This is a genomic window from Vibrio cyclitrophicus, assembly GCF_024347435.1.
GTDB lineage: Bacteria > Pseudomonadota > Gammaproteobacteria > Enterobacterales > Vibrionaceae > Vibrio > Vibrio cyclitrophicus.
Genome location: NZ_AP025481.1, coordinates 197808 through 209984, shown reverse-complemented (window position 1 = coordinate 209984; position 12177 = coordinate 197808). Strand labels below are relative to the sequence as shown.

General features: G+C 44.0%; 13 protein-coding genes. 10 read left to right on the top strand and 3 right to left on the bottom strand.

Annotated elements, in window-relative coordinates:
- Positions 1-6: 6 nt before the first annotated feature.
- Positions 7-795 carry an MBL fold metallo-hydrolase gene (locus OCW38_RS15990; protein ID WP_016769094.1) on the bottom strand — a complete coding sequence of 263 codons (789 nt, stop codon included), beginning with the start codon at positions 793-795 and terminating at the stop codon, positions 7-9.
- Positions 796-1166: 371 nt separating this feature from the next.
- Here OCW38_RS15990 and OCW38_RS15985 point away from each other — a divergent pair, with 371 nt between their 5' ends.
- The 7 genes from OCW38_RS15985 (at position 1167) to OCW38_RS15955 (ending at position 8381) form a co-directional block, all read left to right on the top strand.
- The gene (locus OCW38_RS15985; RefSeq protein ID WP_016769093.1) at positions 1167-1769 is read left to right on the top strand and encodes a 2OG-Fe(II) oxygenase; all 603 of its coding nucleotides are present in this window, start codon (positions 1167-1169) and stop codon (positions 1767-1769) included.
- A 287-nt stretch (positions 1770-2056) separates the two neighbouring features.
- Positions 2057-3349, top strand: coding sequence for an extracellular solute-binding protein (locus tag OCW38_RS15980; protein ID WP_010428445.1), 1293 nt, complete (start codon positions 2057-2059; stop codon positions 3347-3349).
- Between the two features lie 261 nt (positions 3350-3610).
- Positions 3611-4492 (top strand): ABC transporter permease subunit, encoded by an 882-nt coding sequence (locus tag OCW38_RS15975; RefSeq protein WP_010428443.1) that lies wholly within the window; start codon positions 3611-3613, stop codon positions 4490-4492.
- Between the two features lie 86 nt (positions 4493-4578).
- Positions 4579-5421: a sn-glycerol-3-phosphate ABC transporter permease UgpE gene (ugpE, locus tag OCW38_RS15970; RefSeq protein ID WP_010428440.1), complete on the top strand. Its 843-nt coding sequence runs from the start codon at positions 4579-4581 to the stop codon at positions 5419-5421.
- Positions 5411-6709, top strand: a complete 1299-nt coding sequence (ugpC, locus tag OCW38_RS15965; protein WP_010428437.1) for a sn-glycerol-3-phosphate ABC transporter ATP-binding protein UgpC — start codon at positions 5411-5413, stop codon at positions 6707-6709. The genes ugpE and ugpC overlap by 11 nt, the downstream gene beginning before the upstream one ends.
- Before the next feature lie 56 nt (positions 6710-6765).
- Positions 6766-7485, top strand: coding sequence for a glycerophosphodiester phosphodiesterase family protein (locus OCW38_RS15960; RefSeq protein ID WP_016769091.1), 720 nt, complete (start codon positions 6766-6768; stop codon positions 7483-7485).
- A gap of 158 nt (positions 7486-7643) precedes the next feature.
- The gene (locus OCW38_RS15955; protein ID WP_010428431.1) at positions 7644-8381 is read left to right on the top strand and encodes a sulfite exporter TauE/SafE family protein; all 738 of its coding nucleotides are present in this window, start codon (positions 7644-7646) and stop codon (positions 8379-8381) included.
- Between the two features lie 78 nt (positions 8382-8459).
- Here OCW38_RS15955 and OCW38_RS15950 read toward each other — a convergent pair whose 3' ends face one another.
- Positions 8460-9239, bottom strand: a complete 780-nt coding sequence (locus OCW38_RS15950; RefSeq protein WP_016769090.1) for a L,D-transpeptidase family protein — start codon at positions 9237-9239, stop codon at positions 8460-8462.
- Positions 9240-9241: 2 nt separating this feature from the next.
- Positions 9242-9724, bottom strand: a complete 483-nt coding sequence (locus OCW38_RS15945; RefSeq protein WP_065099778.1) for a GNAT family N-acetyltransferase — start codon at positions 9722-9724, stop codon at positions 9242-9244.
- Between the two features lie 209 nt (positions 9725-9933).
- On the opposite strand from OCW38_RS15945, the gene OCW38_RS15940 reads away from it, so the two are divergent.
- The 3 genes from OCW38_RS15940 (at position 9934) to grxB (ending at position 12152) form a co-directional block, all read left to right on the top strand.
- On the top strand, positions 9934-10914 hold the full coding sequence (locus OCW38_RS15940) for a Gfo/Idh/MocA family protein (RefSeq protein WP_010428421.1): 981 nt from the start codon (positions 9934-9936) through the stop codon (positions 10912-10914).
- Between the two features lie 164 nt (positions 10915-11078).
- Complete coding sequence (locus OCW38_RS15935) at positions 11079-11237, top strand: hypothetical protein (protein ID WP_010428418.1); 159 nt, start codon at positions 11079-11081, stop codon at positions 11235-11237.
- A 282-nt stretch (positions 11238-11519) separates the two neighbouring features.
- On the top strand, positions 11520-12152 hold the full coding sequence (grxB, locus tag OCW38_RS15930) for a glutaredoxin 2 (protein WP_010428415.1): 633 nt from the start codon (positions 11520-11522) through the stop codon (positions 12150-12152).
- The last annotated feature ends 25 nt before the right edge of the window (positions 12153-12177 follow it).

Here is a 12177-nt window from a genome sequence, read left to right as displayed (position 1 = left end):
CCTTTTTTATTTATGGCGATTTTTTTTCTCTTTAAACCCAAACCGCCAAACAGATTTAACCAAACCTTTGAGTTTGATTTTAGTCACTCGCCAATGTGTCACTGGCCTTCTTGGCGCACTCATCAGCAGATGTTCAAACGCTTGCTCACTCAAATTCACTTGTCCCCCATGCGCCACCAGCAAGGTGTCGAGCTGCATGTCATAAATACGGGATACCGACTCTCGATACTTATTGGGATGAAAAATTGGGAAAGGCGGAATCAGCTTCTTTTTGACCTCGACCATTAAGTCCGCCACATAGGCAATACTGTGTGATGGGCAATAGACGGAAAGATCTCTGTCAGTGTGACCCGGTGTTTCTAGAACTAACCAGTCATCAAACCCCGGAATGCTATCACCATCCGACAACTTGAAGTCGGGCTTTAACTTTCTTGAATACCACAAATTTGCTTTTGGCTTGCCCAATCGGTTCGCCATCCATCGTGCCAATGCCAGATCGGTCAGATGCATCAAAATGCCATCAATGCCGTAATACCAATCCTTGTCTCGGTTTGCTGCAACCAAATGACAATTGGTCAGCTTTCTGAGCTTGTGCGCTGCTCCTGCGTGGTCTGGATGCATGTGCGTAACCACAACCGTATGCAAATCAGCAAAATCACGCACAAGCTCAGTTTCGATGAAATCCTTCAAATGCGGGATGTCGGCTCGACACGCACCATCAAGCAAGAGCAACCTGTCAGGGTACTCTACGAGATACATGTCTTGGATATAGCCTTTAATGGTATGCAGCTGCAAACCCACTCCTTGTGATAAAACAACTGGTCAGACCTATATATTAGCAAATCCAACTTTAATTGTGATCATTTTGTTAAAAACAATAATCTAAAACCGGATAGATAGCTCGCATCAAGATTTCCACTGGTAACCACTAAATTACTCAAATCCAATTCAACTCAGTGCAATGGGACCAAATTTCAAAGATGATCATCAATTTAATCCGATGTTTTTCATCATTATTGAATGCTCACATTATCGGAAACCTTGCTCTATCAACCTTTCAGATAAAGCTTATGAATCTATTTGTCGTGACAACAAAACATGTGATTTGTTAGCCCGAGTTATTCGGACTATATATGCGCCTCTAATTTATTGTCTGAGTGCTATACATGAACCAATTGATCGATGCTCTTTCTACCCAAGGTTATTTCGTTTGGGACGACTTCTTAACTCACGAAGAAGTGGTGGCATTGAGGGATTGCATTCCAGAGAACTGGAAAAAGGCTAGGATCGGCCGTAACGATGATGTAGCACGAGAAGCAACGATTCGTAGTGACAAAATTCAGTGGGTACGCCGTGATATGGGTCAGCCAGCATCTCTGTTTTTAGACAAGATGGAACAAATTCGTTTAGCGGCAAACCAAGCGTTCTTTTTGGGTCTGTTCGAGTACGAAGCGCACTTTGCTAAATACGAAAAAGGCGACTTCTACCAGAAGCACTTAGATTGTTTCAAGGGCAATGAAAACCGCCGCCTGACTACTGTGTTCTACATGAATGATGAGTGGACAGAAGAAGACGCTGGTGAGCTCGTGGTTTACGATCTAAAAGACAACCACATCGCGACCATTCCACCAAAGGGTGGTCGACTATTGGTATTCTTGTCTGAACAATTCCCACACGAGGTTCTGCCTACTAACACAGAGCGATTCAGTATCGCTGGTTGGTTCCGTATTAACGGCGTGAAAGACAACCAATTGGACATCGCGCACTAAAACTGTATCCACATCGAACCTTCTTCTAAGCCTCTCCATCGAGAGGATTTTTTATTGAACAACAGTTGTTCAATAAAACGTCTTAAAAACCGAACATGTTCAACATCAAAACCATCAATAACTTTACTCTTAAATAAAATCGAAACGAATCTTTCATATCACTGAAACGGTTTAGCCACGTAAGTGAAATATGGCCTGTTCAAGATAGCTTCAAACGACACCCCTACCGTCTCGTTAATACTCTAATTCAATACCTCTACATCGATTTCATCCAAAAGGAAAAGAAGATGAATAAGCTAATTTTGGCAGGCGTTCTTTCCGCAACAGCGGCAATGCCAGCGTTCGCAACGACTCAAGTCACTTGGTGGCACGCAATGGGCGGCCAACTTGGAGAAACCGTCAATAAGATTGCGACTGACTTTAATGCGTCACAAGATGATTACAAGATCACGCCAATCTATAAAGGTTCATACACAGAGACCTTAACAGCGGGTATCGCGGCATATCGAGCAGGCGAAGCTCCTAACATTCTACAAGTATTCGATGCCGGTGCTGCAACCATCATGAACGCTAAAGGTGTCGCCAAACCCGTACAAGATATTCTGGTTGAGTCTGGCTACAACTTTAATTCGAACGACTACCTAGCGGGCGTTCGTAACTTCTATGCAGACAGCCAAGGCAAGATGATTGGTATGCCTTTCAACAGTTCGACCCCAGTTCTTTACTACAACAAAGACCTTCTTGCGGAAGTCGGTGCAGAGGCACCTAAAACTTATGAAGAACTAGAAGTTGTTGCTAAAAAGCTGAAGGAAGACGGACACATCGCGTTTTCTCAATCTCTAACGCCATGGATCATGTTCGAGAACTTCAAGTCTCGCCATAACCTGCCAGTCTCTGACCAGAACAACGGCTACGACGGCCTATCCACTAAGATCATGTTCAACACCAAAGACATGATGATGCACGTTAGCAAGATGAAAGAGTGGTCAGATCTAGGTTATTACAAGTATTACGGCAGCGATTGGGATGCAAACCAAACGCCTTTCGAGCGCCAAGAAGTGGCAATGTGGATGGGCTCTTCAGGTTCATTCGGTGGTTTACGTAACCGCGTACCTTTCGAGTTAGGCACAACTTACCTTCCATACTGGAAATCGGTTAACCCGGATGCTGGCTTAACCTTCATTGGTGGTGCCGCTCTGTTTGCACTCAATGGTCATGACCAACAACAAGACAAAGGTGTGGCTGCATTCTTTGACTACCTGACTAAGCCTGAAACACAGGTTTACTGGCACAAAACCACGGGCTATGTACCTGTAACAACCGCTGCATATGAACTAGCGAAAGAGTCTGGTTACTACAAAGAACAACCAGACGCAGAAGTGGGTGTTAAGCAGCTAAGCCTTAAATCGGGCGAATGGACTAAGGGCTACCGCTTAGGTTATTACCCGCAGATCCGTGAAGTGATGCACCGTGAGTTCGACAATATCTTCGCTGACCGCTCTAGCGTTGAGAACAGCCTAGACAAAGTCGAAGATGAAAGCAGCAAGCTACTAAAACGCTTCGCTCGCACGATGAATTAGGTCGGCTCGTTAGCTAAAGCTGCTTTATTAACTCAGAAGTTTCTGTTTAGAAGCTTAACTAACCAAAGCAGTAAATTACTCCTCACGTCTTGTCAGCACCCTCGAATAAATAGAGTCATGACGAGGCGCGAGGAGATTATTCATTAGCGCCATTTCTTGCTCCAACAACGATAACTCAACTGGATGCATTCCTTGATATCGCGCTAGTGATAACTGTCACTAGCTAGTGGTCAACTTTTAATAACTTTTTGGGATTACCCTGTGGAACGACGTCAACAATTCTTTCACTCTCCGCTGCCTTACCTATTTTTAGCACCTCAGATACTCATCATTGCGGTTTTCTTTATCTACCCAGCGGCAAAGGCAGTTTATCTCTCCTTTATGCTGGAAGATCCTTGGGGCACATCTTCTCTATTCGTTTGGTTCGAAAACTATCAAATGCTATTCGAATCGAGCGAGTATCTCAGCTCAATTGGCTTTACCCTGATGTTCGCGATTGTGGTTTCTTTCCTATCGCTTGCCTTGGCTTTGCTGCTCGCCGCAAAAGCCGACAATATCATTCACGGACAAGGGGCTTACAAGGTCACTCTCACTTGGGTGTACGCCGTTGCTCCTGCGATCGCAGGCGTAATCGGTGCTTTCTTGTTTAACCCACACATTGGCGTGTTTACCGAGTTATTTGCAGTTATTGGTTGGGACTTTAGCTTTCAGACCGATCCTATAGATGCCACGTTTGCTCTGATTTTAGTGTCGGTTTGGAAACAGGTTTCGGTGAATTTCATCTACTTTCTGGCGGGACTTCAATCGATCTCTTACGCGGTAAAAGAAGCAGCGATGCTGGATTGTACCAGTGACTCGAAACGTTTCTGGACCATCACTTTCCCACTACTGGCCCCTACTGGCTTCTTTCTGTTGGTCATCAACCTCACCTACTCCTTCTTTGAAACCTTTGGCGTGATCGACACCATGACCAATGGCGGTCCTGGTGGCGGTACAACTTCGTTAGTTTACAAGGTGTATCGAGACGGCTTTGTTGGTGCCGATTTGGGCGGTAGTTCAGCGCAATCTGTAGTGCTTTTAGTACTGGTACTCACTCTGACTTTTATCCAGTTCCGCGTTGTAGAAAAGCGTGTTCACTATTAACCCTTCAATCGCGCTACTTATCGGCAATAGAGAGCAACCACCAGTGAAAGCCAAGCGTGCAATGAATTACGCGACAGGAGTTATTTATGAAAAGTAATAAGGTCTCTGACCACCTAATTTTAATTGCTGGGATGCTGTTTATGTTGGTCCCTATCTGGCTAATCTTCGCCAGTTCGACGCATAACCCAAACACCATTGTCAGCGATGGCCTGCAATGGCTCCCAGGCGATAACTTTACCGCCATTTATAGCGAAGCTTGGAACAAGAGTATGGGCTTTAGTGGCGAAGTCACCGCCAGTAAAATGATCGCCAACTCGATGATCATGGGGCTCGGTTTTGCGATCGGTAAGATCTTAATTTCGATGATGGCCGCGTTTGCTTTGGTCTACTTTAGACTCCCTTACGCCACGGCGTGGTTTTGGCTGATCTTCGTGACGCTGTTACTGCCATTAGAGGTTCGTATTATCCCTTCCTATGAAGTTGTTGCAGGGCTCGGGCTTCTTAATAGCTACACAGGTTTAATTCTGCCTTTGATCGCGTCAGCCACCGCGACGTTCTTTTTTAGGCAGTTCTTCAAAACCATCCCCGACGAATTGCTAGAAGCCGCACAATTAGATAACGCAGGTCCATTTAGGTTTTTGATCGACATCTTACTGCCACTGTCTAAAACCATGATCGCCGCAATCTTCATCATCATGTTTGTGGTGGGTTGGAACCAATATCTGTGGCCAATCATGATGACCACCGACGAAGGCTACAACACCATCGTGATGGGTATCAAACAAGTACTCAACAACATCAATGAAACCAGTTTACCACGCTACGACTATGTTTTCGCCATGGTCATTTTAGCCATGTTACCGCCCGTTTTAGTGGTGGTTGTATTTCAGCGTTGGTTTGTAAAAGGGCTAGTAGAAAGTGAAAAATAATAACGACACAACTCAAATGAAAGATAACCATATTCAATCGCTAGATGAGTACAAAGCTTCTCAACAAACTATCCACAAAAATACAGAGGACTCGCAAATGACGACTCGTCATCAAATACTTGGTCACCACCAAACAAACAACGGACAGACGCGTAAGACACCAATCATGTTGAGTATCAAGAACTTGGTCAAGACTTACGAAAATGGTCACCGTGCCGTTAAAGGAGTATCTCTTGATATCGAAAAAGGTGAATTTCTCGTGTTAGTTGGCCCTTCAGGCTGTGGGAAATCTTCTATTTTGCGCTCCATTGCTGGGTTAGAAAGCATCTCTGGCGGTGAGATTCATTTAGCCGGTCGTCGAGTCGATACCGAGAAGCCAGCAAAGCGCGATATCGCAATGGTTTTTCAGAATTATGCGCTCTACCCACACATGACAGTGTATAAAAATCTGGCTTATGGGTTAAAAAACCGAGGTGTCAGCCAACACACAATTGAAGAGAAAATTGAGAAAGTCGCCAAGACACTCAAAATCGAAGAATATCTCAATCGTAAACCCGCTAAATTGTCAGGCGGTCAACGTCAACGTGTTGCCATGGGACGAGCGATCGTACGCGACCCTCAACTGTTCTTGTTTGATGAACCTTTATCTAACCTAGATGCCTCACTGCGTGCTCACATGAGGTTAGAAATCAAAAAGCTGCAACGCGAGCTTGGCGTGACCAGTGTTTACGTCACTCATGATCAAGTTGAAGCCATGACACTAGCTGACAGAATTGTGGTACTCAACAACGGTCAAATAGAGCAAGTCGGTACACCAAGAGAGGTCTACCACCAGCCAGCCAGTACCTTTGTGGCAAGCTTCATTGGCAGCCCTGCGATGAATTTCTTACCAGCAACACTCGACGACGGCTACCTTGAAATTGGCGACCAGCAAATGTACTTGCCCGAATACGCCCACGTAAAAAACACATCCATCACACTTGGTATTCGGCCAGAACACTCTGAGGTTTGTGCCGATTTAGTCATGAACGCGCTGCCGCTTGAATTACGCATCAGCGTGGTTGAGCCTTTAGGGCCAAATCAATTGGTTCATGGCCTTGTGAACGAACAACCCTTTATCGCTGTGACACCCGAAACGGCGCTGTGCCAAGCCGTCCCTCTCGGACTAAGCATCGATAAATCCAACCTGCATATTTTTGACAATCATGGCAAACGCATTCACCCAAATAACTTCACATCACAGGAGTCACACGAAGATACGACAAGCTTAACGACGGCTCTAGCTTAATCGAGTACACTGATAATTAATGCGTTTTTACGGTGCGTCTTTAAGAAGGATTAATTATGTCGTCTATCATCGTAGGTCATCGAGGTGTAGCAGGTACTCACCCAGAAAATACCAAAGCAAGCATTGAACAAGCCGCAAAACTCGGTTTGAAATGGGTGGAAGTTGATATTCAACCTACACAGGATGATCAACTTGTGGTTTGTCACGATCACACACTAGAACGTTGTAGTGATGGTAAAGGGCGTGTCGATGAGCACACGCTCGCAGAGCTGCGCCAACTTGATTTCGGAAACTGGAAATCTGAAGAGTTCTCTGGAGAAAAAATACTGACGCTCTCAGAGCTACTTGGCCTAGTTGAACAACACGGTCTTAGCGTTAACCTAGAGATCAAGGTCGATAGCAGACATCAAGCCCCGCATGTGGTTGATCTGTTGCACTCAGAATTGATCCGTTCAAATCTGGATACAGATAGGATTTTATTATCTAGCTTCAGTCATCAAGTGATCGTTGAAATCGCTCACCATTTACCGAGATACCGCGTTGGCGTGATTACCGAACAACTGACTCAAGCCGATCTGATGCTCATTGATAAGGTCAAAGCGTTCAGCTGCCATATGAATTATGAACACGTGAATCAGAGCGATCTTGATACGCTTAACGAAGCAAAAATTCAAACATGGTGCTATACCGTGAATGACCCCTCTCGCTTCAAATTCCTTTCAAAAGTGGACGCGGTATTCACTGATTTTCCAGATAAATTCAGCGCTATAAATTGACCTGGTAAATACCAGAAAATAACCTTTAACGTCTTTGAAATTAACCCCGAGAAACCTGCAAATTAAGTAGTAAACACAAGTGAGTAGGAGTACATTCCGCTACTCACTTGGTTTCATTAGCTCGCTTTTCTTAAGCAGCTTCATTGGTTACTTCATTTATGGATCTCATTTTTAGTCCAACTTTCCCAATTTTGGGTGCAATCTTCATTTTCGCTGCCATAGTTCGTGGCTTCTCAGGTTTCGGTTTCACCCTAGTGGCATTGCCATTAAGTGCGTTATTCGTGCCTGTTATCGAACTCGTTCCCGTTTTCATGCTGATCGACCTGTTAGGCAATATCCAATTATTACCGAAGGTTAAACATCACGTAAATTGGCGCTGGGTTTCGAAGGTGTTTATTCCTTGCTTAGCCTTCACCCCTGTCGGCTTAATCCTGCTCAAATCCGTGAACCAAGATGCGATAATCTTGATCATAAGTGCATTTATCTTCGCCTCTGCACTTATGATCTACAAAGGGTTCCAGTATCAAAGTGAGCCTAGATTTGCTCCTTATCTTCTGGGAAGCCTTGCTGGCGTAATGAATGGTGCAGCATCAATGTCAGGGCCTCCTGTTGGTACACATGCATTAGCTAGCCCAGTAGAGCCTCACATTGCAAGAGCGGGCTTAATCGCTTTCTTTGTTTTGGCCGATTCGAGTGCATTTGTTTCTGCTTCGATAGCAGGCTTAGTAAACCGAGATGTGATCTGGCATACCGCAGTTCTTTTACCAAGCAGTATGTTGGGTGGCTATGTGGGTTCTAAGTTGTTTGAGAGATTTGGCGGAGAGAAATTCAAGCCCGTCACGATTGCACTGCTCATTGTAATTGCTATCTTCAGTGCAGGTCGAGTCTTACTGTAACTGGCTCTAGCGCTGATTTCGGCAATTGTTTTTGAGAGTTGTTTTGAGAGTTGTTCAGGGAAATTGGGTGCCGATATCCTACCATTCAATATGGATAGGGGTACCCATTCCAACTAATTCGATAAACTGATCCATATCTTGATTGGTCAATGCAATACAGCCATCAGTCCAATCGAAGCTTTGGATAAAACTAGGTGAACGCCATTCACCATTTTTAATACCGTGGACTTTGATATTGCCACCTGGGTCGACCTTGTTTTTTTTGGCCCATTGCTTATCGGAAGAACGCGGGTAATTAATGTGCACCGAACGATAGAAATCAGAGTCTTCCATGATGTAATCCAGTTGATACTGACCTTCTGGCGTGCGGTTATCCCCTTCAAAACGTTTATGCCCTTTTGGTTCCTTGCCCAACGCTATTCGAAACTCCTGAATGACCTCATTCCCTTTCAGCAGATACATTCGACGTTTAGATTTATCAACCTTCACCAAAGTCACAACTTGTAACAACGGATCGATTGAAGAATCGGTATTTTGTTTTGTGTAAATTCGGCGGGATGTCCATTGAGATAGTTGGGCGAACTGCTCGCTATTAGTATTTTGAATAACGCCATTTTTATGCGAGTCTTGGTTAAGGATAGGCTTTGGAGGCACTGATACTGATGACGTTGGAGTGCGACTAGATTGAGAAGGTGCGGACTCAAACACAATAGTTTCAATAGCTGTTGCATCTGAAACGATTTTTTCTACGACTAACTTGTTACCATAGACGGGGACATCCACGATTGGAGATGTTTCAGCATAAACAATCTGCATCGACACAACTAAATAAGCGAATAAAGGAGCAAACAGACGCACGCTTAAATCTCCTCAAATCGCATAGACATGGTTCGTGATTGCGTCTCCATACCCAAGGATTCATAAAAACTCTGAGCTTGTTGGTTGAATTCCATCACTTCCAAACGGAGTTCAATGGCTCCTCTCGCTTGAGCCCACTGATTAAATGACTTCATTAATGACTTACCAACACCTTGGCTCTGAACTTCATCGTTAACTACAATCGTATTCACTCTCGCGATCTTGTGAGGTTGGATAAAACTCACCCCGCGATTCTGCGTAACTTTCCCAGCCAAAAATCCTATAACTTGACCACCCTTAACAGCGACTAAGAAAGCACCAATGGGATCGAGCATCAGCCCCAACCAGTACTCTTCACTATCTGAAAAAGATTGAGACACGGGAGCAAACACCATTGGAGCGCCATGATGATGTTGGCGATTTATCTGGTCAGAAAGCTCTAAGATCGAGCGAATATCAGTTACCTTGGCTGTCCGAACTTGCATATCATTACCTTATTTAAATTCCATAATACTTTAGCAAAAATGCCTTCGTTATGCACCGTTGTAACTGAATCCCAACGTGTCCCATGATTCCGTATTTTTGATATAAGGCAACATTTGGGAACTAATTGTTCCTCAATTCTCAGACACATTCGATGACGTGGAATGCTACTATCTCTGCAGAATCAACACACTAACGACTGGATACCTATATGATTAAGTTTGCTGTAATTGGAACCAATTGGATCACTCAGAAGTTTGTTCAAGCTGCCCACGAAACTCAATCGATGAAACTTGCTGCAGTTTATTCAAGAAACATAGAGAGCGCCTCTCAATTCGCTCAAGAGTTCAATGTTAATACAACCTACGACTCGCTTGATGCTTTGGCGAGTGATAGCACTATCGAAGCGGTCTACATTGCTTCACCAAATTCATTGCACTGCACACAATCCATCTTAATGATGAAACATGGCAAGCATGTCATATGTGAAAAGCCTGTCGCATCCAATATCGATGAAGCAACTCAAATGTTTGAAGTCGCAGAGCAAAACGGTGTGGTGCTTTTTGAAGCGTATAAATCTCAATTTCTGCCAAACTTTAAACAAGTGCAACTCGGATTAGAAAAAATCGGCAAGGTACATAAGGCACACATCAATTACTGCCAATATTCATCGCGTTATCAGAAATATCTAAACGGAGATAATCCTAATACCTTCAATCCAGCCTTCTCTAACGGCTCTTTGGTCGATATCGGCTTTTACTGCGTAGCCGCAACAGTTGCTCTGTTTGGCAAGCCAGAAAGTGCACATGCTTCAGCAAAACTGCTTGATTCTGGCGTTGATGCGCATGGCTGTGCGGTCTTCCAATACCCAGAGTTTGACGTAACCCTTGCGCACTCCAAAGTCAGTGACTCTTACGCACCAAGTGAGATCCAAGGTGAGTGCGGCGCGATCATCATCGATCACATCGCCGAATGTACCGATGTTAAGATCCGATACCGAGATGGCCGCATTGAAAATCTCACTCAAACACAGAGCGAGAACTCAATGAGTTACGAAGCGCAAGCTTTTGCAAACTGTATCGGTGGGGATAAAACAACACAAGCTGAAGCGGAAAAACGCGCTTTAACAGTTGCTAAGTTAATTACAGAGATGCGTCAGCAAGTTGGTGTCGTTTATCCTGCGGACAAATAAACTCGCTTAGTCAGTTAACAATATGATTTTTAAGATCTCTTAATTTATACATAATCAAATTTAATCTTTACGACAAATAACCGGATTAGTCGATTAACGTACCATCTGTTTAAATCCGCGTTCGATATCTATCGTATTAATTTAATTTATTGAAGGTGTGTAAAGTGTTTTCAGTTGATGATCGCGTTGTTGCAACAAAAGGTGTTGAGCTTGGTGAGATGGTAGTTACAGGCCTAAGTGCTGGTGGTTACTACGTTCACGTTAAAACTGTAGAAAGCGCACTGCCGCTTACTTACCCAATGCAAGATCTTAAAAAAGCATAGTTTGATTGCTGTGTTCCTTTAGTAGTCACTCTTCTAAAGATAACAATATTGAGGCTTTGGTTGACTTCACTCTTCTGCATTAGAGTGGACAATCAGAGCCTTTTTTATGCCTGCAATTCCCTCAATCTACTGATTATCTTATACATAGAGTAGAAGCCTCAGGCTAAACTTGGGCCATACAGTTAGACGGTAGCCATTTAAACCAAACACTTATTGTCCGCCTAGACTTCTGTTACATTAGCGTCATCTGATACTTGTATTGACTATGAACTAAGGGAAGCTATGAAGCTTTACATTTACGACCACTGCCCTTTCTGTGCAAGAGTTGCCTACATCGCTCAATCTCTAGAATTGAACATCGAGCTTGTCTCTGTGGATTATGACGATGCTCAAACCCTTATCGATTTGATCGGTAAAAAAATGGTACCGGTCTTACAAAAAGATGACGGTTCTATCATGGCGGAGAGCTTAGATATCATCGCTTACTTTATGAATTTGAAATCAAGCGATGAACAGCGAGAACCTTCAGAGCAGGTGATTCTGTTTCAAAGCCGCGCATTCCCGTTGAGTCAGCGTATTGGTTTGCCACGTTGGTGGAAACTGGACCTTGCCGAATACCAATCACCAGCAAGCAAAGAAGCATGGCGTGCAGCCAAAGAAACCGAAGAACTCAACTTCGATAAGCTGATTGAGCAAACACCACAGTTTGTTGATCAGATTAACCCGTTATTAAAAGATACTGAGCTTCTACTGAACCTAGAAAATGGTCAGTCGTCGCTGCCGCTTATTGACCAAGCTGTGTATTTTTCTATGTTGCGCGGTTTCTGCGTTGAGCCAAGCATCACGTGGCCACCAGCACTTGAGCGTTGGTTAGAACACCAGAGCCAAACACTTAAGCTTTCGCTGCTTCGTTAACTCGTTAAAAACAAAAAGAGAAGAT

What these genes read in the sequence shown, in the direction of transcription:
- OCW38_RS15955 (WP_010428431.1), top strand. Translation starts at nt 7,644, where the DNA reads ATGGATCTCATTTTTAGTCCAACTTTCCCAATTTTGGGTGCAATCTTC.
- OCW38_RS15980 (WP_010428445.1), top strand. Translation starts at nt 2,057, where the DNA reads ATGAATAAGCTAATTTTGGCAGGCGTTCTTTCCGCAACAGCGGCAATG.
- OCW38_RS15985 (WP_016769093.1), top strand. Translation starts at nt 1,167, where the DNA reads ATGAACCAATTGATCGATGCTCTTTCTACCCAAGGTTATTTCGTTTGG.
- OCW38_RS15945 (WP_065099778.1), bottom strand. Translation starts at nt 9,724, where the DNA reads ATGCAAGTTCGGACAGCCAAGGTAACTGATATTCGCTCGATCTTAGAG.
- OCW38_RS15940 (WP_010428421.1), top strand. Translation starts at nt 9,934, where the DNA reads ATGATTAAGTTTGCTGTAATTGGAACCAATTGGATCACTCAGAAGTTT.
- OCW38_RS15960 (WP_016769091.1), top strand. Translation starts at nt 6,766, where the DNA reads ATGTCGTCTATCATCGTAGGTCATCGAGGTGTAGCAGGTACTCACCCA.
- grxB (WP_010428415.1), top strand. Translation starts at nt 11,520, where the DNA reads ATGAAGCTTTACATTTACGACCACTGCCCTTTCTGTGCAAGAGTTGCC.
- ugpE (WP_010428440.1), top strand. Translation starts at nt 4,579, where the DNA reads ATGAAAAGTAATAAGGTCTCTGACCACCTAATTTTAATTGCTGGGATG.